Source organism: Venatorbacter sp. C2-1 (genome assembly GCF_022832715.1).
Taxonomy (GTDB): Bacteria; Pseudomonadota; Gammaproteobacteria; order Pseudomonadales; family Oceanobacteraceae; genus Venatoribacter; species Venatoribacter alkanivorans.
Genome location: NZ_CP094879.1, coordinates 2,202,902 through 2,224,310, shown reverse-complemented (window position 1 = coordinate 2,224,310; position 21,409 = coordinate 2,202,902). Strand labels below are relative to the sequence as shown.

Genomic DNA, 21,409 nt, shown 5'->3' with positions numbered 1-21,409 from the left:
TCACCTGCCGGGCATGTTGGCATCAGCGTGCCCGGTAGGTGATACGACCTTTGCTTAAGTCGTAAGGTGTTAATTCAACTTTCACCTTGTCGCCGGTCAGAATGCGGATGTAGTTCTTACGCATTTTTCCTGAAATATGAGCAGTCACAACGTGCCCGTTCTCCAGCTTTACCCGGAACATCGTATTTGGAAGCGTGTCGATTACTTCACCTTCCATTTCAATGTGATCATCTTTTGCCATTCGTCACCTGTTTAGACCTTGCACAACGCGGGCGCATTCTGCCTTAAATTTCAACAATAAGCAAAGCGCTATCCGTTTGTTGCGTTTCGGATGGTGGGAATCAGCTGTTGAGGAGGGACCATTGGCCTGCGCGGTAAGCCTCTAATGGCACAAACTGTCGCTTATAGTTCATCTTTCTGCTGCCATTAACCAGATAGCCCAGATAGTTGAAAGACAGCCCGAGAGATTGGCAGAGCTGGGTTAGCCTGAGAATCATCAGGGTGCCAAGGGAGCGTTGTGGCAATTCATCGCTGTAGAAGCAATAAACCGCTGACAATCCATCCTGTAAATGATCAAAAACCATGCAGGCAACCAGCTTACCTCCCAGGCGCGCTGTCAGAAAGTCTGTTGTGCCGAAGTCGCTGACCAGAAAATCCGTGAATTGTCGGCGACTGGGTGGATACATATCACCATCGGCGTGCTGAGCATTAATGTACTGTTCAAACAGATTGTATATTTCATCGCTGTCGCTGGGTTTTTCGATGCGCAGCTGCAGGTCGGTATTTTTATTAAGAATGCGCCGCTGACTGCGGGAGGGCTGAAAGTCTTTAACCCGCAGGCGTACGGAAATGCAGGCCGAACAGGCCGGGCAGTCAGGGCGGTAAACCAGGCGGCCACTGCGACGGAAACCGTTAAGACTGAGCAGTGTCAGGGTTTCCTGGTCGAGTTCGGCGCGAGGGTCTACATATAAACTCCGCGACTCCTGATCTTCAAGATAACTGCAGTTGTGGGTCTCCGGTGGTTGGAATAACATGATTTTTTTCATGCCAGCCACCCTGGCAGCATCAGTTGCAGTGGCTGCGTTGTTGCTTGCTGCAATATGCCTTCAAAAGCTTTGCGCTCAAGTTCAATAAGGCCAAATTGCCCAAGATGCTCCGTTTTCATCTGACAGTCAATCAGCGTTACTCCGGCGGCAAACAATATCGGCGCTGCAGTGGCGAAAGCCAGTTTTGATGCGTTGCTGCGTCTCGAAAACATCGATTCTCCGAATACGGCGCTGCCTATGGTCAGACCATAAAAGCCGCCACATAAGACTCCGTCTGTGTCCCAGCATTCCACGCTGAACGCCCGCCCGGCACGCTGCAATCTGCTGTAGCAGTCGATGATTTCATCGCAGATCCAGGTGCCGCTTTCATAGTCACGTGGCTGTGCGCAGGCCTGAATAACGCTGTCAAAAGCCAGGTTGCAGCTGACACTGAGTTGCTCGCGGCGCAACAGTTTGCGCACCGTACGCGGCAGATGAAAACTTTCGGCGGTAATGACCGCGCGCGGGGCAGGGCTCCACCATAGCCGTGCTTCCCCCGGATCATTCCAGGGAAAGATCCCTTTACGGTAGGCGCTGTCCGCCCATAGCGGACTTACCCGGCCTCCGGCTGCGAGCAGGCCGTTGGGTTCGTTCAGGGCTTTTGACGTAGCCGGAAATACCGGCGGAAGGACTTCATCTAGCCAATCAATCATGATAAACCCGTGGTAAACTTCGCCTCTGAATAAGGGTAACGGGAAGGGTATTTTGCCAAAGGATACGTCTGAAGCAGGTTTTCAGCCAGCAACAACACCGGATTCTGCTTCTGCCGGCAGCTGGCAGCGGCGCCATGATGTTATTTTTTTGCTGCTGACGCTGGTCAGCCTGCTGCTCCTGCTCGCTCTGTTTTCGTATACCCCCTCCGATCTGGCCTGGTCCGCGGCGGGAGAGGGTGCAACTCATAATTCGGTTGGCCGTATTGGTGCGGTCATTGCCGACCTTCTTTTTCATGGCCTAGGCTACCTGGCCTTTGCTCTGCCCCTGCTGGTAATGGCCAAGCTGTGGCTGTTGTTCCGTAAAGCTCCGCGCCCCGGCGGTCGCATCTGGTTGTTGCGTACACTCGGCATGGTGCTCTCTGTCAGCATGCTGTGTGCGTTGGCTGAGATGAGCATATGGCATGGCGAAGGCTTGCCTGTTGGCTCTGGCGGTATCGTTGGCAAGGTGATTGTGGGTGGTTTTCTGCCGCTGTTCAGCTTTGTTGGCTCGGCCATTATTTTTACCGCATTACTGGCTCTGGGGCTGATGCTGTTTCTTGAATTTTCCTGGCTGCAGCTGTTCGACCGCCTGGGTGGGTGGTTGCTGGAGTGGCGTGAGCGCAGTATCGCCCGTCGCCAGAGTGCACGGCATGTCAGCTCAGATGCTGTTGCGGTAACCGGTGATTATGACGACACAGATGATTATGAGAGCTCTGGTGAGCAGGCTGAGGCAGAGCCTGTCAAAGCTCCCGCAGGTAAAAAGGACAAAGCAACATCCGTAAGCACCAGTAAGCCAGGTGATGAAGTCGCAGGTTTTGATCGCTTCTTCAGCCGAATGGATGCTGCTACAGCCACTGCAGACGATGACGTCGAGCCATGGCTTGGCGATCTGGATGTTTTCAGTACCAGCGATGTTCAGGTCACGGCCAGTGATAACGTAGCAGCAACCGATCTGCCGCCACGCCAGGAGAAAACAACTCCGGCCGTCGCGCCAGAGCCTGCGGCTGACACATCAGAAATCCCTCCATGGGAAGATACGCCGGTAAAAACCAAGGTAGTAAAAGCCGAGCCTGCGGAGGCCGTAATTCCTATTGAGCCTCTGGCGCGTAAAGAGAACCGCACCAGCGAACGTGCCCAGCGTGAATTACAGGGAACATTGTTTAAGAGCGATCAGCCGTTGCCATCCATTGCGCTGCTGGATCCGCCGCGTAACGATCAGAAAAGCGGCTTCTCGCCCGAGCGTCTGCAGGAAATGTCGAAACTGTTGGTGCAGAAACTTGCGGACTTCGGCGTAAAAATCGAAGTAACTGCTGTGGCGCCAGGCCCGGTGATTACCCGCTTTGAAATTCAGCCGGCGCCCGGCGTAAAGGCCAGTAAGATTTCGAATCTGGCACGTGATCTAGCGCGCTCGATGGCGATGATCAGTGTGCGTGTGGTTGAGGTAATCCCCGGCAAGTCGGTGATGGGGATTGAAGTGCCCAACGAAGACCGCGCCGTGGTATCACTTTCTGAAGTGTTGTCATCAGAAGAATATGATCGCTCGAAATCGCCGCTGACGCTGGCGTTGGGGCATGACATCGGTGGCAACCCAATCATTACTGATCTGGCAAAAATGCCTCACTTGCTGGTTGCCGGTACTACTGGCTCCGGTAAATCGGTTGGGGTGAATGCCATGCTGCTTAGTCTGCTGTTTAAATCGACACCGGATGAGCTGCGCCTGATTCTGGTTGACCCGAAAATGCTGGAGTTGTCGGTATATGAGGGGATTCCGCACCTGCTGACGCCGGTCATTACCGATATGAAAGAAGCCGCCAACGGTCTGCGCTGGTCGGTTGCCGAAATGGAACGGCGCTATATGCTGATGGCCGCTATGGGCGTGCGTAACCTCGCCGGCTACAACAAAAAGGTTCGCGATGCTATTGAAGCCGGACAGCCGCTGACGGACCCTTTGTGGCAGATTGATAAATCTTTTGAAACGACACCGCCAGCGCTGGAGCCTCTGCCTTATATCGTTATTGTGATCGACGAATTCGCCGACATGATGATGATGGTGGGTAAAAAGGTGGAAGAGCTGATTGCCCGTATCGCGCAAAAAGCCCGTGCCGCTGGTATTCATATGATTCTGGCCACCCAGCGCCCGTCGGTGGATGTTATTACCGGTCTGATTAAAGCCAACGTGCCGACCCGGATTGCGTTCCAGGTGTCATCCAAAATCGATTCTCGCACCATTCTTGATCAGGGCGGGGCGGAGCAACTGCTCGGACACGGTGACATGCTTTATATGCCACCGGGAAATGCCTTGCCTGAGCGTGTGCATGGCGCTTTTGTTGACGATGATGAGGTTCATCGTGTGGTGGCCGAATGGAAGCTGCGTGGCGAACCCAATTATATTGAGGAAATCACCAGCAGCGACGAAGATGGCGGCGGAGCTTTCTCACTGGAAGGCGGTGATGAAAAAGACGATTTGTATGATCAGGCGGTCGCCTTTGTCACCGAAAGTGGCAAATGCTCTATTTCCTCTGTGCAGCGTAAGCTGCGCATCGGATATAATCGCGCCGCACGCCTTGTAGAAACAATGGAGGCGGCCGGTGTTGTTTCATCGCCGGCACATAATGGCTCGCGTGAAGTGCTGGCCGGTGCGCCGCCGAATTACTGACCGGGTTTTATTTTGACGTACGCTAAAAAAGTGGTAACCGACGTGTTTTTATCTGAATTCTTCCGCAAATATTTGCTGATTTTTATTGGTGCTTTAACTTTCAGTCTGCCTTCCGGAGCGCAATCATCCAGCGATGCATTAGCGGATTTTTTACTGCGCCTGAAACAGCTGCAGAGTCTTGAATCCTCTTTTGTGCAGACGACCCGTGATACCTCCGGACGCATCCTGCAGCAGATGAGTGGCAGTCTGACCGTCGCCAAGCCCGGAAAAATGCGCTGGCAGACCGATGCGCCTTTTGAGCAGCTGGTTGTTTCTGACGGCAAGCTGATCTGGATTTATGATATGGATCTGGAGCAGGTAACCATCCGCGACATGGATCAGCGTGTTCAGGAAACTCCGGCCTTGCTGCTGAGCGGCAGTACTGCAGATGTTGAAAAAAGTTTTGTTGTTGCCAAAGAAATGGCCAGTAACGAAATTATTTTTCAGCTGGTGCCTAAGGATCCGAGCCAGCTGTTTGAGTCGCTGGAATTTCATTATCAGGGCAAAAACCTGAAGCGCATGATGATTTACGATGCCGCGGGTCAGGTTACGGAAATTTCATTTTCAGCCGCCAATGTAAACACGGCTGTGGATCCTGCTGCTTTTATATTTGATGTGCCTGAGGGTGTGGACGTAATCGACGGACGCCATGGCATCTGATCTTTTCGGTAACCATACGCCCGCATACGAACCTTTAGCCTCAAGACTTCGTCCGCAGCGGCTGGAACATTATATCGGCCAGGAGCATGTTATCGGGCCGGGCACGCCATTGCGTAAATCACTGGATGCCGGGCAGCTGCATTCGGTCATATTCTGGGGACCGCCGGGCGTAGGTAAAACCACTCTCGCGCGCCTGATTGCACAATACGTTGATGCGGCTTTTCTGGCTCTCAGTGCGGTTATGTCCGGAGTTAAAGAGATCCGTGAAGCGGTGCAGCGCGCGCAGCAATACCGTGCAACGGGTCGTAAAACGGTGTTGTTTATTGACGAAGTACACCGCTTTAATAAATCCCAGCAGGATGCCTTTTTACCCTATGTGGAAGACGGCACCTTTATTTTTGTTGGCGCTACAACAGAAAACCCTTCCTTTGAATTAAATAATGCATTGCTGTCCCGTGCTCAGGTTTATGTTTTAAAAAGCCTGAGTGCAGAGCAGTTGCAGCAGATTTTGCAGCAGGGGATTGAGCAGCTTGATCCTGCGCCGCGAGCCAGTGCAGAAGCGTTGCAGATGATCGCCGATGTCGCCGATGGTGATGCACGGCGTGCTTTGAATATGCTCGAATTCGCGCTGCAGCTCAGCGGCGAAGATGAACTCAGTGTGGCGGTTGTTAAAGAATTGCTGGGTAATCAGGCGCGTCGCTTTGATAAAGGCGGAGAGGCTTTTTACGATCAGATTTCAGCACTGCATAAATCGGTGCGCGGCTCGGACCCGGATGCAGCCCTTTATTGGTTTGCACGCATGCTGGATGGCGGCTGCGATCCTTTGTATATCGCCCGCCGGGTCGTGCGTATGGCCAGCGAAGATATTGGCAATGCCGATCCGCGTGCCCTGACGCTGTGTGTGAATGCCTGGGATGTGCAGGAGCGGCTGGGGTCGCCGGAAGGGGAGCTGGCCATTGCGCAGGCGGTTGCTTATCTGGCCTGCGCCCCGAAAAGTAATGCGGTCTATAAGGCTTTTAACAAAGTGCGGGCGATGATTGCTTCGCAGCCAAGCTACGAAGTGCCTCTGCATTTACGCAATGCGCCAACCAAATTAATGAAGCAGCTCGATTACGGTGCAGAATACCGCTATGCCCATGACGAGCCGGATGCCTTTGCCGCCGGTGAGAATTACTTTCCACCGGAATTGAAAGATACTCAGCTGTACGAGCCGGTAAACCGTGGGCTGGAAAGTAAGATACGGCAGAAACTGGAGCATCTTCAGCAACTGAATCAGCAGTCCACACAACAGCGTTACCCACTGAGTGACGCAGGAGAAGGTGAATGACGTATCTGTGGATCGGCATCGGTGGTGCGCTCGGCGCCATTTCCCGTTATCTGCTGGCAACGGCCGTTTTCCGCTGGGCCGACAAGCCCTTTCCCTATGGCACCTTAACAGTGAACCTGCTAGGCTCCTTCGCCATCGGTATGGCCTATATTTGGCTGGTAGAACACCAGTGGGGCGGTGATCATCACAAGCAACTGGCGATGATCGGCTTCCTCGGTGCTTTTACCACCTTCTCTACGTTTTCATTAGAAAGTATTGCACTGCTGCAGCAGGAGCGTTGGCTGGCGATGGCCAGCTATGTCGGCTTCAGTGTTACAGGCTGCCTGCTGGCGACTGCCGCAGGCATGTGGTTATCTAAATCCTTGGTATAAGAAACAATGCTGGACGTTAAGTTTATTCGCGACAATCTGGATCAGGTAAAAGCAGCCCTGGCCAAGAAAGGCTTTATGTTTGATGAAGCCGAATTCACCCGCCTGGACGATGCGCGCAAAGCCGCACTGACCAGCGCTCAATCCCTGCAGGCCGAGAAGAAAAAAGCGTCCAAACAGATTGGCGCATTAATCGGTCAGGGCATGTCTCCGGAAGATGCCAAGGCTCAGGTGATGGGCAGTATCGATTCCGATATCGGTGAAGCCGAGCTGGCAGCAAAACAGGCTGAACAGAGTCTGCGCGAGTTGCTGATGAGCATTCCGAACGTGCCGCAGAACGATGTGCCATTTGGTTCTGACGAAAATGATAACGTTGAAGTGCTGACCTGGGGTGAGCCTGTTGCGTTCAGTTTCGAGGCCAAGGATCACGTTGATCTGGGCGAGCCGCTGGGTCTGAGTTTTGACGACGGCGCTCTGGTTGCCGGCTCCCGTTTTGTGGCGATGAGTGGCGCCATGGCGCGTCTGCATCGTGCTATTACCCAGTTTATGCTCGACACCCACAGCGAAGAACACGGTTACGAAGAGACCTATGTGCCTTACCTGGTGAATCGCCAGGCGCTGGAAGGTACCGGTCAGTTGCCAAAGTTCGAGGAAGATCTGTTTAAAGTGCCGGGTGAGAAAGATTTCTACCTGATTCCGACAGCTGAGGTTCCGGTCACCAATTTGCTGCGCGACAGCGTGACGGACAAGACCCTGCCAATTAAGAAAGTGGCACATACTCCGTGCTTCCGCAGTGAAGCGGGCAGTTATGGTCGCGATACCCGCGGCATGATCCGCCAGCATCAGTTCGACAAAGTAGAGCTGGTGCAGTTTGTCCGCCCACAGGATTCTGATGCTGCGCTGGAAGAATTAACCGGCCATGCGGAAGCCATTCTGCAAAAGCTGAATCTGCCATACCGCAAAGTAATCCTGTGCGGTGGCGACCTGGGCTTTTCTGCAGCCAAAACCTACGATCTGGAAGTCTGGCTGCCGGGTCAGCAGAAATACCGTGAAATCTCTTCCTGCAGCACCTTTGGTGATTATCAGGCGCGCCGCATGCAGGCCCGCTGGCGCAACCCGGAAACCGGCAAGCCAGAACTGCTGCACACCCTGAACGGCTCCGGTCTGGCGGTTGGCCGCACCATGGTTGCGATTCTGGAAAACTATCAGCAGGAAGACGGCAGTATTGTTGTTCCTGAAGCGCTGCGCCCTTACATGCGTGGCCTTGAAGTTATCCGTCCATGATGAATCTGCCCCTGGTTCTCCGGGGGAGTGTCCGGCCTTTTGTGCTGGTTGGGGGCGGCCAGGTTGCCGCCCGCAAGCTGCTGACATTACTGAAAGCCGGCGCTCAGGTTCAGCTGATTGCCCCCGAACTGCACGCGGATATTACCGCCTGTGCCGGAAACCCTCTCCTTAGCATCGAACGACGTCCCGCCAGCCTTACCGAAACCTTTGATTCCGGTTCTCTGGTGGTTCTGGCAACCGATAACCATGCATTGAACAAGCAGCTGGCAATTAACGCCCGCAAGGCCGGTTGCCTGGTGTGTCGCTGTGATGAAACTGAAGACAACGATTTTATCTTTCCGGCGGTAATCGACCGATCGCCGCTGCTTGTCAGCATTTCAACCAGTGGTGCATCGCCGGCATTAACACGCCATGTGCGTCAGCGTCTGGAAGCTTTTTTGCCGCAGGAATACCGCGACCTTGGAGCCTTTGCTGAGCGTCTGCGCGGGCAGATTAAGCAGCAGCTTGCTGCGCCGCTGCGAGCCGGGTTCTGGCGCCGCTGGATCGGCAGTCTGGCGCCTGAGCTGATACTGGCGCGACAGGCTGAGCGGGCCGAGGCTGTTACTGCAGAGTTGCTGAATGGAAATGTTGAGCAGCAGGGCGAAGTGTATCTGGTGGGCGCCGGGCCCGGCGATCCGGATCTGCTCACGTTCCGTGCTCTGCGCCTGATTCAGAGTGCTGACGTGGTGTTTTACGACCGTCTGGTCAATCCGCTGATTCTGGACTTTATCCATCCGCAGGCTGAACGCTTTTATGTCGGCAAGGCAAAAAGTGACCATGCGGTACCACAGGAAGGCATTAACCAGTTGTTGGTTGATGCCGCCCAGCGTGGCAAAAAAGTACTGCGCCTGAAGGGCGGAGATCCTTTTATATTTGGCCGTGGCGGTGAAGAAATCGAGGAACTGGCCGCGGCTGGCATTCCGTTTCAGGTGGTGCCGGGCATTACCGCAGCCAGTGGCTGTGCAGCCTATGCCGGTATTCCACTGACACATCGTGATCACGCACAAAGCGTTCGCTTTGTAACCGGGCACCTGAAGAACGGAACCTGTGATTTGCCCTGGCAGGAGCTGGTTCATCCGGGACAGACACTGGTGATATATATGGGGCTGAGTGGTCTGCCACATATTTGCGCCCAGCTGATGGCTGCCGGTATGGAGAAAACAACACCGGTGGCTCTGGTTGAGAAGGGAACCTTGCCAGACCAGAAGGTTCATGTCAGCACTCTGGAGGATATGCCTGACTACATCGCCGGACGCACCATTCAGGCGCCAACACTCACCATTGTCGGTTCAGTCGTCAGTCTGCATGAGCGGCTGAAATGGCGTTAAAAACCGACCTTTTCTGACGTTAGTCTGCCGCTTGCTGAAGCGGCAGAGTCAAAAATATGCACTATGCTTGGACTTAGTGGTTGTAACTATCAGGTCTGAGCAATGAGTCTTCTGAATTCTTTAAGTATTAAAACCAAAATCCTGTCTCTCACTGGCGTTGCGGTTCTTGGTTTTATCGTCAGTATTCTGGTGAATACCAATATGAATACGGCGAACTCTGAGCGTCTGCAAACGATTCAGAAGACCTTCTTCCCGGTGGTTGAGATTTCAAAGGCTAACCTTGTGCGCCTGTCCCGTCTTGAAGAGCTATTTTCCACCGCAGTGAGCACCGGTGAAATGGACTTTGTGAATGCCGCAGAAAAAGTCAGAAAAGAAGTTACTGACGCGCTGGCAAAGCTTGAAACCATTTGGCCGGAACGTGCTGCTGAGGTAGGCGATACCCGCAATGCATTTAATGCCTATTTCACCGCAGCTAAAAAACTGTCGGGTGGCATGATCGACGGCACACTGGAACCATCGTTAATGTCGTCATCCATCGACACTATGAACACCGCTTTGGCGACAGCCCGCAAACTGATGCAGAAGTACAGCGATGATGGCCTTGAGGCGTTCAATCAGACGGTCGCCCAGTCTAATGAGGCCGCGCAGAATGCATTGTCTATCGGTTTGGTTGTTACTCTGGTAACGCTCGTGTTTCTCGCATTTGTTGCCTGGAGCACCAGCAGCTCAATCAATACCGCAGTGAACAGCCTTCTGACATCCCTGAAAGATATTGCTTCTGGTGAAGGGGATCTTACCCGGCGTATATCCAAATCATCCAATGATGAAATTGGCGAGGTGGTTGATTGGTTCAATCAGTTTGTCGACAAATTGCATCGCAGTATTGGTGAGGTGGTTGCAACCACCAGGCCTCTGAGTGGCGTATCCGGTGATCTTGGCAGCCTGACGTCTGAAACCTCACAGATTACCGAACAGCAAAACCGGGCAACCGAAGAAGTGTCATTTGTGGTCGATGAAATGGTTGCCAGTGTTAAAAATGTTTCCGTGAATGCCAGCTCCGCGGCTCAGGCGGCTCGGGAAGCAGATCAGGCAGCCAAGGAAGGTCGTACCATTGTGAATGATACGGTGAAAAGCATTAATGCTCTGGCCGGTGAAGTTGAGCGTGCCAGTGAAGTTATTCGCAAACTTGAAGCAGATACAGCAAACGTAGGCAGTATTCTGGATGTGATTAAAGGTATCGCCGAACAGACTAATCTGCTTGCATTGAACGCAGCCATTGAAGCCGCCCGCGCGGGTGAGCAGGGGCGGGGGTTTGCGGTGGTTGCTGATGAAGTACGAACACTGGCTTCACGAACCCAGGACTCGACGCAGGAAATTCAGGCGGTTATTGAAGAATTGCAGTCTGCTGCACGCTCAGCGGTTGAGGTTATGAGCTCCAGTAAAGAGCGGGCACAAACCAGTGTTAGCCAGGCGGCAAAAACTGATGAAAGTCTGCAGGCGATCACCAGTAAAGTTGAATCGATTACGGCGATGAACAGCCAGATCGCTTCCGCAACTGACCGTCAGGAACAGGCTGCTCACAGCATCAAAGATAACGTGGTCGGCATTAAAGATACCTCGGCGACAGCGATGGCCAGTATGCAAAAAGTGGCAGCGGCCAGTCGCTCATTGACGGAGATTGCGCAGACACTGCAGCGTATTACCGGGCAATTTAAAGTCTGAGAGAGTGGCTTGCTGAATAAAAAAAACCGGCATCTTGCCGGTTTTTTTATGGTCGCTGCTATTTCCATGGCCTGTCTATGCCAGCAGGCTACGGTCTCTGTTGTTCCATGCATCACGGCATCGTTGCAAGGCTGTATCAATATCATTGTTTCTTTCAATAGCGCACAGGGCCAGGGCTGCCGTCTGTAAGATAGCGCTGTTGGCATAAGTATTTTCTGCTTTCCCTTGCCATATCTGCGCCAGCCAGTCGATATCGGTGTTCTGGGGCTTATCATCAATGTGAGAGGCCAGTTTCGGAATGTGAATTTCACCGGCTTCTTGTGCAAAAAAGCTCTGCGCAGTGCAGTCGCGTTCCGGATTAACTTCAAACTCGCCACCTTCTCCTTTAATCACCAGAGCATCATTCTGATTCAGTCGGGCAGCATTGATGTGAGTGAACGCGTAATTTGGATGAAATACCCCCTGAACGCTGGCAATGCCTGCAGGGGCAATGGTCTTCATTACCGTATTGATTGGCGAGCGGACTCCGAGGATTGATTTCAGGGATAACCAGCGCTGCAGTTGCGGATTCAGCACAGAGCAGGGCAGATACATTAATGGCGCTGTTGTTGAAATCGACAAAATATCATTCAGTGTGTCTGCGACCGGCATTCTGAAGTGGGTAAAAACGTCGGCCATATAGAGGCGGCCGGAGGTATGGGCTTCGGTGCCATGAAACAGAATGCGATATCCCATCTGTGTCAGCAGTAGGGCTGACAGGAAACACCAGAATGGCTGACGACGTTTGCCAGCATAGCTTGGCCAGATCAGGTCGGCCGGAATATCAGCAGGCCATAGCTGATTAATAGCGGCAGCAAAGCCGGCCAGCTCTTCCGCGCTTTCTTCTTTGACGCGCATCAGCATGAAAATAGCGCCCAGCTGCTCTGGCTCATACTCACCGGCAAGCATCGTTTGCATGGTGAACTGAGCTTCTTCATAGGACATGCTGCGGCTGGCGTTTTTCCCGCGGGCCAGAATGCGGACGTAATCCGCCAGTTTGTGTTGCGAATTCAAAGGCAATTCTCCGGACGGGGCAGGCCTGCAATTTTGGCAGCCACTTTGGCCGGGCTGCCGGGGAATAATGTCAGCAGATAAATGCTGCCTGCTTTATCGGCACCGAGTGTCTGCTTAAGGTATTTGCTCAATGGGCGCATCGCCGGAGCAAGATCGTACTGTTGGTAAAAGTCACGAAGCGCCCAGAGGATTTCCCAGTGATCCGGAGTCAGCTCAATGCCTTCGCTTTGGGCCAGCTCAGCAGCAACGGCCTCTGACCAGTCGCCCAGATTCTGCAAAAAGCCGTCCTTATCGAGTTGTAATTCGCTCATGGAGTTATAACTTCCAGCTCAGGGTGCGGGGATATTGCAGGCAAAGTTCGACCCACTGTGCATCATCAATGGCTATGGCTCCAGGAATCTCTGACAGGCCTCTCTGGGTGCAGTCTGCGATGCGGTAGTAGCATGGATGACTGCTGTCCCAATTGGGCAGGGCGTATACGCCATCACCGATAAAGGCGATGGCATCTTCGCTGCTCAGGCTGCGTCTGAGATCATTTAAGCTGGATAGCTGACTGGTAAATAGCAGGTGCAGGGTCATATTAAAAACTCAGACAGTATTGGGCGCTGCTCAGTAACGATGGAATTTGAGGGTTGCTGAGAGGCTGAGCCAGTTTGTTTATGCTGGCCGCTGGGATATTGAATGCCTGCAGGTCATCTTCAGCATAATAAACCGTCTCGCAGTCATACATTGGCAAGGCATTGATGATTTTTGCAGGCGATTTCCCGCCAGGCTTGCGCGCTTCCTGAGTGTTCAGCAGCCAGAATATGCCGGCTCCCTGAAACAGCAGGCTGATTTTATGCTCAAAGGCCGCCAGTGCCATTGCCATTTCCAGTGCTTCCGGGTCATTCCCCGGGGCGGTGCGAATTAAAATACAAACAGTGCTCATAAGCCCTCAGAAGTCGATGATACGGTCAGAATCCAGCGCTGCTTCAGCCATTTCGCCCAGCCCTGCAAGCTCAAAGCCTTCAGCCAGAGTGTCTGTGGGCAGGTTGTAACGTTGCTGCTCTGTTTTGTCGACCACACCCCGACGCAAGGCGTTAGCAATACAGACCTGTAGTGAAAAACCATGCTCAGTAGCTAGGGCCTGCCACTGCTGACTGATGGACGGCTGCCCCTGCACTGGATTCTGTGTGCCCAGAGCGGCAAAAACAGCGTCCTGATAGAAAAACACGCGCTGCAGAGTATGTCCCTGTGAGAGCAGGGATCGGGCAAATTGCTGCGCCAGAGTATGGGATATGCCGGAGTGCGGACTCTGGGTCAGAAGTAGCGAAAACGTGGCCATAACATGGGTCCGGAAAGGTTGATGCTATGGTAATCGGCTGTGCCAATAATGCAAAGCGGAGGTTGATTTTGCCGCTATCGTGTTGATTTATAAAAAAAAGTATTGACCCAAATTCTGGATTCAGTATTATACGCGCACTGTTCGGAGGGATGGCTGAGCGGTTAAAAGCACCGGTCTTGAAAACCGGCATAGGTTAATCCCTATCTAGGGTTCGAATCCCTATCCCTCCGCCAAATACCAAAAGGCCAGCGCATGCGCTGGCCTTTTTTTATGCCTGAAAAGCTCAGGAAAGAGCTGCCTGGATGAGCAGGTACAAGCTACAGCCCGCAACCAGTGTGATAGCCAGCCACTCGGCCTGATAGATTTTTGCCAATAAGGCAGGGGAGACAGAAACCTCATCCTGATGTGAGGAGGAACGTTTGATAATCATGATGCAATTCCACTGCGATGACCTGCAGTAAGAATGACTTAGGTTTTATGCCGGTGATGTTGTAGTCGTGTACATATTCTGTATCGCTGAGTAATCAGTCACCGGCGTTGTGTGATTATCTTTTACCCAGCATTTCATTGATAAATTCACATACTGACCGCCCCAGGGCGTTCAGGTTGTATCCCCCTTCGAGGATGGCCATCCACGGAATATTGCGCGAGGCGGCATATTCCTGAATCCAGCGCCCAATCCAGCGATAGTCGTCGTCCAGCAGGCATAGCTCAGCCATAGGGTCATCCCGGTGAGCATCGAATCCGGCCGAGACAATAATCACCTCGGGTGCGAAGCCACGCAGCGCGGGTGCCCAAGATTCTTCGACTTTGCTGCGGAATTCATCGCTGCCGGCGCCGGCATTCAGATGAACGTTAATCAGGTTGCTGTATTTATCGATCTGATAGTGGGAGTAGGGGTAAAACGGGTGCTGAAAGCTTGAGCAGATTAAAAACCGGGGATCGTTTTTAAGAATGTCGACGGTGCCATTGCCCTGGTGTGCATCAAAGTCGAGGATGGCTACGCGCTGCGCATGGTGAACTTCTGCTGCCCGCAGTGCTGTAATTGCGACATTGTTAAAAAAGCAGAATCCCATACTTTTACGGTGTTCAGCATGATGACCCGGTGGGCGCACGGAAACAAAAGCGTTGTCATACTTACCCGCCATAATGTCGTCCAGTGCCAATGTGCTGGTGCCGACAGAATAGAGAGCTGCATCAAGGCTGCCGGAGGACATTGGTGTATCCTCGTCGACATAAATATGACCCTGCTTGGGCTGAATCAGCTGTAGCTGGTCAACATAGCCTGGGCTGTGGGCGCGCAGGATATCTGGCTTATGCGCGGTCTGACCGTCAAGAATGGTTAGCTGATCCCACACTCCTCGCGATTTGAGCTGCTGCTCAATCGCCAGAATACGCATGGCGTGTTCCGGATGTTCATCGCCGGTATCGTGCTCAAAATGCTGCTGGAAGGAGTAGTAGGCTGTGGTCATATGAGGTAGTTTTTGTCTTTTTGTGTGCCCAGTGTATATAGGGCCAGTGTTTACGCCAACTAAACTTAAGGATCATTCCTTATGGGAACCCGCTCTCTCGAGTTATTTTTTCAGCCCAAAACAATTGCCGTCATCGGTGCCTCTGAGCGGGTCGGCAGTCTCGGCGGTGCCATTGTGCGCAATCTGGTCAATGGCGAATACCCCGGTGTGATCATTCCGGTGAACTCGCGCGGCTATAAAGAAGTGTACGGCATACCGGCTTTGTCCCGCATAGGGCAGATTGATGGTGCTGTCGATCTGGCCATTATCTGTACTCCGGCGGAAACCGTCCCGAAGATTATTAAGCAGCTTCACAGTAAGAATGTTGGTGCTGCTATGCTGCTGACCGGTGGTATTGCCCGAACCCGTTCCTGGCAGTTCCGGCCATCGTCTGACCGTCTGAATCAGGTTATCCAGCAGACCCGGATGCGCATACTGGGCCCTGATTGTCTGGGCATGGTCATTCCCGGGCGTAAGCTGAACGCCAGCTTTCTTCATGTGCCGGTACGCAGCGGACACATTGCCTACGTCGGGCAATCGGGCACGCTGGCTTCCGGTGTTATGGATTGGGCATTCAGCCGTAATATCGGTTTTTCTCACGTGCTGACGCTGGGTAAGAGTCAGGACGTAACCCTGCCGGATCTGATCGACTACATCGTGCAGGAGCCTCAGGTACGCACACTGCTGATTCAGCTGGACGAAATAGGCTCTGGCAAAGCACTGATCCGTGCGTTGCGGGCCGCCTCCCGGCATAAGCTGGTACTGGCGGTTAAGAGCAATCGCTTTCAGGAAAACCCATTAAACCGCATTGCCAGCCCGAAAGGGCTGCGTTCCCGTGATGCGTTGGTGGATGAAACTCTGGCCCGTGCCGGTGTGTTGCGGGTATCGGCCACTGATGAACTGTTTGATTGCGTCGATGCCCTGAGTCGTCGACGCGAAAGTTTTGGTCCGCGTCTGGCAATCATCGCTAATGGTCGCGGACCGGCGATACTGGCTATGGACCGGCTGTTGCACGACAAGGGAAGACTGGCAACACTGTCAGAAGACACCCGTACCCATCTGCGCAGCCTGTTGCCTGAATATGTGAAAACCGACAATCCGGTGCTGCTGAATCCGGAGCTGAAGCCGCAGCAGCTGGCGGCAGTTGCCAATACGCTGCTGCGCGACAAGCAGGTTGATGCCTTACTGGTCATCTACATTCCGAGTCTTGGCTCAGACCCGCTGGCCAACGCCGAAACACTGGTCAAAATCGCTCAGCACAGCAATAAAAGCGTGCTGACCAGCTGGATGGGGGAGTACTCGGTGGAAGCTGCGCGCGAATGCTTCGACCAGCATGGCATTCCCACCTTTGATACACCGGATAATGCCATTAAGTCTTATATGTACATGGTGCAGCACCAGCGTACCCAGGATCTGTTGCGCGAGACGCCGGAGAGTCTTGAAATTCCGATTTCTTCCGTGCACACCGAGGTCGATAAAGCCATTCTGGCGGTTCATCGCCCCGGTGATTACCTGCTGCCGGATCAGGCCTGGGATCTGCTCAATGCCTATGGTTTCTCCTGTGCAGAAAACCGCTATCGCGCCTCGCTGTCGGAGTTGCTGAGCGTAGCGGAAGAAGTCAAAGGCCCCTGGGTATTACGGGTACACCACCGTGATTACCTCTATCCCTTTGCTTACGGCAACAACCCACGCGAGCGTCTGCGTTCGGTGGCGCGCGAGCTGAAAACCATTGAAGACGTCACCAATGCCGCAGAGGATCTGGAAAGTAAGATTGCCACGGCCTTTCCGAACAGTCCGGTGCTGGGTTACACCCTGCAAACCATGCACAGGGCGCTGGACAACCTGCAATTTTCTTTTGGTATTGGCCGCGATTCTGAAATCGGCCCTTACCTGTTCTTTGGTGGTGGTGGCTCCACTGCCGACATCCTGGTGGACCGTCAGGTGGCATTGCCGCCGCTGAATGCCAATCTGGCGGAAAAACTGATTAAACGCAGCCACTTTTATCAGGTGCTGAGTGAGCGTTCTGACAATATTGAGCGTGAACTGGTAACACTGGAGCGCTGGCTGGTTGCGCTGTCACATATGGCGCTGAACCATCCGTGGATGGCGGGCTTTGAAGTGAACGCCATCCGCCGTCAGGTGGGTCGCTATATGGTGATTGGTGTGGCTGGCGAGGTGGGGCATTCGGCGAAAAGCGCCATCATGCCTTATCCGAAAGAGCTGGAAAGCCAGTATGAAAGCCGTAATGGCCACGCCTACGATGTGCGCCCGATCCGTGCTGAAGATGAACCGGCGCTGGAACGCTTTTATCAGCGCCTGAGTCCGGAATCGCTGCGCCTGAGATTCTTCTCGGCACGCCGCCAGTTTGATCACCGGGAACTGGCGCGCTTCACGCAGATTGATTATGACCGTGAGATGGCCTTTGTCGCGCTGCGCGAAGGGGAATTGTACGGTGTGGTGCGGGTGTATATCGATGCCGATGATGTCGCGGCGGAGTTCTCGGTTATTATCGATGACAACTGTCGCGGAGAAGGGCTGGGGCTGCGGCTGATGCAGGGCATTATTGGCTACCTGACCGAGCGTGGCGTGCTGCAGATTTTCGGCACCGTTCTGCCGCATAATGGTGGCATGCTGAAGCTGGCAGAGCGTCTGGGCTTCAGTGCGCACCACAATATGGATGAGGGGGTTGTGGAAGTGGGTAAGAATCTGAACCCGCTTAAATACGCCTGGCAGAGAAAACGAATGTACCCTCTGTGAACGGTTTGTTATATTTCCGCAGATAACAACGACAGTGCCATGATGCATTGCGCTGCTGAGATTGTGTAATAACGGGGTGGTCCCTTGATTAAAGTGCTGGTTGTCGATGACCATGAGCTGGTTCGCTCAGGTATCTCTCGTCTGCTGACAGACGCAAAGGGAATTGAAGTAGTCGGTGAAGCAGCAAGTGGTGAGGAGGCGGTTCAGTTCGCCAAAGAGCACTCACCCGACATTATTCTTATGGATATCCGCATGCCGGGTATTGGTGGGCTTGAGGCCACCCGCAAGATTACGCGTCATAATCCGGAAATTCAGGTGATTGCGGTCACTGCCTGTGATGACAATCCTTATGCCACGCGTCTGTTGCAGGCCGGGGCTGCGGGCTATATCACCAAGGGTGCAGACGCGGATGAAATGGTTCGCGCCATTATGAAGGTGAAGAGCGGGCAGAAGTACATCAGTCCGGATATTGCTCAGCGTATGGCCCTCAAGCCATTCCAGCAGGATCAGACGTCACCTTTTGATGAGCTTTCAGAGCGGGAAATGCAGATTACGCTGATGATTGTTGGTTGTCAGAAGGTCGCTGAAATCAGTGAAAAGCTGTTCCTCAGTCCTAAAACCGTCAACAGCTACCGCTACCGGATTTTCGAAAAACTCGAAATCGACAGCGATGTTGAACTGACTCTGCTGGCTATGCGCCACGGTCTGGTGGATCCTGCGGCGACCGCCTGATGGCAGACTTTGATATCAGCGCATTTCTGCAGACCCTGACCCAGCGGGCCGGGGTTTACCGCATGTTCGCGGCCGACGATGAATTGCTTTACGTCGGCAAAGCCAAGAATCTTAAAAACCGTGTTTCCAGTTATTTCCGTGCCCGTGGTCTGAACAGCAAGACGGTTGCGCTGGTCAGCCGTATTGATCATATCGAAGTGACCGTCACCGCCAGCGAGGCGGAAGCGCTGCTGCTTGAACAAACGCTGATCAAACAGCACAAGCCGCAGTACAACATCCTGCTGAAAGACGATAAATCTTATCCCTTTATTCACCTGTCAGAGCACGACTTCCCTTTGCTGGCTTACAGAAGAGGGAAAAAACGCCGCGATGGCCGCTTGTTTGGCCCTTACCCGAATGCCGGCGCGGCGCGTGACACCCTGAATTACCTGCAACGATTATTTTTGCTGCGTTCCTGCGAAGACAGTTATTTCAATCACCGCAGCCGGCCCTGTCTGCAGTATGAGATCAAGCGCTGCTCTGCACCCTGTGTCAATAAAATCAGCCAGCAGGATTACCAGCAAAGCGTACGGCAGGCGACACTGTTTTTACAGGGTAAAAGTCAGGAGTTGCTGCAGGAACTGCAAACGCAGATGCTGGCAGCGGCCGAAACCCTGGATTTTGAAAAAGCCGCCGCGTTGCGCGATCAGATTGAGCTGTTGCGCCAGACTCAGGAAAAACAGTTTGTCGATGCCGGGCAGGGTGAAGCGGATGCCTGGGCTATTATTGAGTGGCAGAATGTTCTCTGCATTCACCGTCTGGCGTTCCGTCAGGGACGATTGGTGGCGAGTAAAAATTACTATCCGGAGAATCCGGCCGGTGAAAGCGATGAGCAGTTATTGCTGGATTTTATCAGTCAGTTTTATCTGGCTGACCATGCCCTTGAAGGTATTCCGCGTGATCTGGTCGTGGATGTCGGCGATGAAGATGTTGCCCCCTTACTGGAGGCATTGCGCTTGCACCGTCAGGCAAGGGTTCAGCACAGTCGCGGTGGACGTGGGCAGAACCGCAAGTGGCTGCATATGGCCAGCGAGAATGCCCGCACCGGTGCGCAGACAAAAATCTCCGGTCATCAGGCAGCACTGAATAAACTCAGTCAGGTTGCACAATTGCTGAATCTGGCCGAGCCACCCAAACGCATCGAGTGTTTTGATATCAGCCATGCGCAGGGCGAGGCGACTTACGCATCCTGCGTTGTGTATGGCGAAGAAGGTTTAATGAAACAGCGCTACCGGCGCTTCTCAATTAAAGGCGTTGTTGCCGGTGATGATTATGCCGCACTGGAGCAGGCGGTCACCCGCCATCTGACACGCCTGAAAGAGCAGGATGATTTGCCCGGCTTGCTGTTGATCGACGGGGGGAAAGGCCAGATAGGCAGGATTCAGGAAGTGCTGCAGCGTCTGCAATTGAGTTCATTGCCAGCCTTTGGTATCTCAAAAGGAGAGACCCGTAAGTCGGGCTGGGAATTCTTGTGGGAAGCCGGTGCTACACAACCTATAATGCCCGACGCCCATCATGAGGGATTCCGTTTGCTGCAATGGGTGCGTGATGAAGCACACCGTTTTGCCATTACCGGGCATCGTAAAGCCCGGGCAAAATCGCGCAGTCAGTCGGATGTGGATTCTCTGACAGGCGTTGGCCCTAAGCGCCGGCGTGAACTGCTGCTGCATTTTGGCAGTCTGAAAAACATGCGCAGCGCACCGCGCGAAGAGTTGGAAAAGGTTCCAGGCATTAGTAAAAAACTTGCCGAACAGATATTCATGCAATTACACGGCGAGTAACGGAGATACGTTTTAATGAATTTGCCCAACATACTGACCCTGAGCCGCATTCTGATGATTCCGCTGATGGTGGTCAGTTTTTACTGGTTTGGCCCGGACGGGAAGATCGGGGCCGCCGTGTTGTTTGCACTAGCCGCCGTTACCGATTGGTTTGATGGTTATCTGGCGCGTAAGCTCAATCAGACAACCCCGCTGGGTGCCTTCCTCGATCCGGTGGCTGATAAGCTGATTGTAGCGGTCGCGCTGGTACTGCTGGTCGAAAACTTTGCCAGTATGTGGCTGACCATTCCGGCATCCATTATTGTTGGCCGGGAAATTGTGATCTCAGCCCTGCGCGAGTGGATGGCTGAGCTGGGCAAAAGGGCCAATATTGCCGTTAGTTATGTCGGTAAAGTAAAAACGGCACTGCAGATGGCTTCTATTACCATTCTGATGGCATCCGGTGATCATCAGCTGTTAATTGAAGCGGGTTATGTGACCCTTTATCTGGCTGCGGTACTGACCATCTGGTCCATGCTGGTTTATCTGCGTGCTGCCTGGCCGGAACTGCGTGCCAAGGCATAAATCGTCTAAGTGCTTAAAAAGTAAGAAAAAACACTTGACTCTCAGGCTGCTCCATTTAAAATGCGCAGCACTTAAGCGGGAATAGCTCAGTTGGTAGAGCACAACCTTGCCAAGGTTGGGGTCGCGAGTTCGAGTCTCGTTTCCCGCTCCAAATTTTCATTGCACTCAATGAATCTCGGCGCGATAGCAAAATGGTTATGCTGCGGATTGCAAATCCGCCGATGCCGGTTCGATTCCGGCTCGCGCCTCCAAATTCGGTGATCCCGACATTCGCCGAGCTGCGCGGCAAGATGCCCCGGTGGTGAAATTGGTAGACACAAGGGATTTAAAATCCCTCGGCCTATGGCTGTGCCGGTTCGACTCCGGCCCGGGGCACCATTTCTAGCATTCGCAGTACTCCTCCTTTTTAAAAACATCCGATGTGTTCTGCGATCGCAGCTTCAGGGAT

20 protein-coding genes, 4 tRNA genes and 2 pseudogenes are annotated in these 21,409 nt (G+C 53.3%); 16 read left to right on the top strand and 10 right to left on the bottom strand.

Annotation, left to right across the window (positions count from 1 at the left end; genetic code table 11):
• Nucleotides 1-22: 22 nt before the first annotated feature.
• The 3 genes from infA to aat form a co-directional block, all read right to left on the bottom strand.
• Nucleotides 23-241 carry a translation initiation factor IF-1 gene (gene infA, locus MT343_RS09800; RefSeq protein ID WP_028292799.1) on the bottom strand — a complete coding sequence of 73 codons (219 nt, stop codon included), beginning with the start codon at nt 239-241 and terminating at the stop codon, nt 23-25.
• A 100-nt stretch (nt 242-341) separates the two neighbouring features.
• Complete coding sequence (locus MT343_RS09795; RefSeq protein ID WP_145468637.1) at nt 342-1,046, bottom strand: arginyltransferase; 705 nt, start codon at nt 1,044-1,046, stop codon at nt 342-344.
• A complete protein-coding gene (gene aat, locus MT343_RS09790) occupies nt 1,043-1,738 on the bottom strand; it encodes a leucyl/phenylalanyl-tRNA--protein transferase (RefSeq protein ID WP_145468639.1) in 696 nt (231 codons plus the stop codon). Before aat ends, MT343_RS09795 begins: the two co-directional genes overlap by 4 nt.
• 52 nt (nt 1,739-1,790) lie before the next feature.
• On the opposite strand from aat, the pseudogene MT343_RS09785 reads away from it, so the two are divergent.
• The 8 genes and pseudogenes from MT343_RS09785 to MT343_RS09750 form a co-directional block, all read left to right on the top strand.
• Nucleotides 1,791-2,312, top strand: a pseudogene (locus MT343_RS09785) (DNA translocase FtsK 4TM domain-containing protein); the annotation flags it as partial.
• A gap of 561 nt (nt 2,313-2,873) precedes the next feature.
• Nucleotides 2,874-4,433 (top strand): annotated as a pseudogene (locus tag MT343_RS09780) (DNA translocase FtsK); the annotation flags it as partial.
• A 12-nt stretch (nt 4,434-4,445) separates the two neighbouring features.
• Nucleotides 4,446-5,132, top strand: a complete 687-nt coding sequence (lolA, locus tag MT343_RS09775) for an outer membrane lipoprotein chaperone LolA (RefSeq protein WP_186435866.1) — start codon at nt 4,446-4,448, stop codon at nt 5,130-5,132.
• Nucleotides 5,122-6,459 carry a replication-associated recombination protein A gene (locus tag MT343_RS09770; RefSeq protein WP_145468645.1) on the top strand — a complete coding sequence of 446 codons (1,338 nt, stop codon included), beginning with the start codon at nt 5,122-5,124 and terminating at the stop codon, nt 6,457-6,459. Before lolA ends, MT343_RS09770 begins: the two co-directional genes overlap by 11 nt.
• The gene (crcB, locus tag MT343_RS09765) at nt 6,456-6,830 is read left to right on the top strand and encodes a fluoride efflux transporter CrcB (protein WP_145468647.1); all 375 of its coding nucleotides are present in this window, start codon (nt 6,456-6,458) and stop codon (nt 6,828-6,830) included. Before MT343_RS09770 ends, crcB begins: the two co-directional genes overlap by 4 nt.
• Before the next feature lie 6 nt (nt 6,831-6,836).
• On the top strand, nt 6,837-8,111 hold the full coding sequence (gene serS, locus MT343_RS09760) for a serine--tRNA ligase (RefSeq protein WP_145468649.1): 1,275 nt from the start codon (nt 6,837-6,839) through the stop codon (nt 8,109-8,111).
• A complete protein-coding gene (gene cysG / locus MT343_RS09755; RefSeq protein ID WP_145468651.1) occupies nt 8,108-9,478 on the top strand; it encodes a siroheme synthase CysG in 1,371 nt (456 codons plus the stop codon). The genes serS and cysG overlap by 4 nt, the downstream gene beginning before the upstream one ends.
• A 102-nt stretch (nt 9,479-9,580) precedes the next feature.
• Nucleotides 9,581-11,200, top strand: a complete 1,620-nt coding sequence (locus MT343_RS09750) for a methyl-accepting chemotaxis protein (protein ID WP_145468653.1) — start codon at nt 9,581-9,583, stop codon at nt 11,198-11,200.
• Between the two features lie 75 nt (nt 11,201-11,275).
• On the opposite strand, the gene MT343_RS09745 is transcribed toward MT343_RS09750, so the two are convergent.
• From MT343_RS09745 to tusD, 5 genes are read right to left on the bottom strand one after another with little or no spacing between them, the layout of a single operon-like run.
• Nucleotides 11,276-12,253: a glycosyl transferase family protein gene (locus tag MT343_RS09745; RefSeq protein WP_186435867.1), complete on the bottom strand. Its 978-nt coding sequence runs from the start codon at nt 12,251-12,253 to the stop codon at nt 11,276-11,278.
• Nucleotides 12,250-12,564: a TusE/DsrC/DsvC family sulfur relay protein gene (locus tag MT343_RS09740; protein WP_145468657.1), complete on the bottom strand. Its 315-nt coding sequence runs from the start codon at nt 12,562-12,564 to the stop codon at nt 12,250-12,252. The genes MT343_RS09745 and MT343_RS09740 overlap by 4 nt, the downstream gene beginning before the upstream one ends.
• Nucleotides 12,565-12,568: 4 nt before the next feature.
• Nucleotides 12,569-12,832 (bottom strand): DsrH/TusB family sulfur metabolism protein, encoded by a 264-nt coding sequence (locus tag MT343_RS09735; RefSeq protein WP_145468659.1) that lies wholly within the window; start codon nt 12,830-12,832, stop codon nt 12,569-12,571.
• Nucleotide 12,833: 1 nt separating this feature from the next.
• On the bottom strand, nt 12,834-13,181 hold the full coding sequence (locus tag MT343_RS09730) for a DsrE family protein (RefSeq protein WP_145468661.1): 348 nt from the start codon (nt 13,179-13,181) through the stop codon (nt 12,834-12,836).
• A gap of 6 nt (nt 13,182-13,187) precedes the next feature.
• Entirely contained in the window at nt 13,188-13,577 is a 390-nt protein-coding gene (gene tusD, locus MT343_RS09725) for a sulfurtransferase complex subunit TusD (protein ID WP_145468663.1), read from the bottom strand.
• 143 nt (nt 13,578-13,720) lie between these two features.
• On the opposite strand from tusD, the gene MT343_RS09720 reads away from it, so the two are divergent.
• Nucleotides 13,721-13,810 (top strand) — tRNA-Ser (locus MT343_RS09720).
• Nucleotides 13,811-13,860: 50 nt separating this feature from the next.
• On the opposite strand, the gene MT343_RS09715 is transcribed toward MT343_RS09720, so the two are convergent.
• Complete coding sequence (locus tag MT343_RS09715) at nt 13,861-14,007, bottom strand: hypothetical protein (RefSeq protein WP_186435868.1); 147 nt, start codon at nt 14,005-14,007, stop codon at nt 13,861-13,863.
• A gap of 115 nt (nt 14,008-14,122) precedes the next feature.
• On the bottom strand, nt 14,123-15,049 hold the full coding sequence (locus MT343_RS09710; protein WP_145468665.1) for a histone deacetylase family protein: 927 nt from the start codon (nt 15,047-15,049) through the stop codon (nt 14,123-14,125).
• Nucleotides 15,050-15,130: 81 nt separating this feature from the next.
• Between MT343_RS09710 and MT343_RS09705 the strand changes: the two genes are divergently transcribed.
• The 7 genes from MT343_RS09705 (at nt 15,131) to MT343_RS09675 (ending at nt 21,339) form a co-directional block, all read left to right on the top strand.
• Nucleotides 15,131-17,845, top strand: a complete 2,715-nt coding sequence (locus MT343_RS09705; RefSeq protein ID WP_145468667.1) for a bifunctional acetate--CoA ligase family protein/GNAT family N-acetyltransferase — start codon at nt 15,131-15,133, stop codon at nt 17,843-17,845.
• Nucleotides 17,846-17,929: 84 nt separating this feature from the next.
• Entirely contained in the window at nt 17,930-18,577 is a 648-nt protein-coding gene (uvrY, locus tag MT343_RS09700) for a UvrY/SirA/GacA family response regulator transcription factor (protein WP_145468669.1), read from the top strand.
• Complete coding sequence (gene uvrC, locus MT343_RS09695) at nt 18,577-20,397, top strand: excinuclease ABC subunit UvrC (RefSeq protein WP_222428542.1); 1,821 nt, start codon at nt 18,577-18,579, stop codon at nt 20,395-20,397. The genes uvrY and uvrC overlap by 1 nt, the downstream gene beginning before the upstream one ends.
• Nucleotides 20,398-20,412: 15 nt before the next feature.
• Nucleotides 20,413-20,961, top strand: a complete 549-nt coding sequence (gene pgsA / locus MT343_RS09690) for a CDP-diacylglycerol--glycerol-3-phosphate 3-phosphatidyltransferase (protein ID WP_145468673.1) — start codon at nt 20,413-20,415, stop codon at nt 20,959-20,961.
• A gap of 75 nt (nt 20,962-21,036) precedes the next feature.
• Nucleotides 21,037-21,112: transfer RNA gene (locus MT343_RS09685), tRNA-Gly, on the top strand.
• 26 nt (nt 21,113-21,138) lie between these two features.
• A tRNA-Cys gene (locus tag MT343_RS09680) sits at nt 21,139-21,212 on the top strand.
• A gap of 41 nt (nt 21,213-21,253) precedes the next feature.
• Nucleotides 21,254-21,339, top strand: a tRNA-Leu gene (locus MT343_RS09675).
• Nucleotides 21,340-21,409 lie beyond the last annotated feature (70 nt).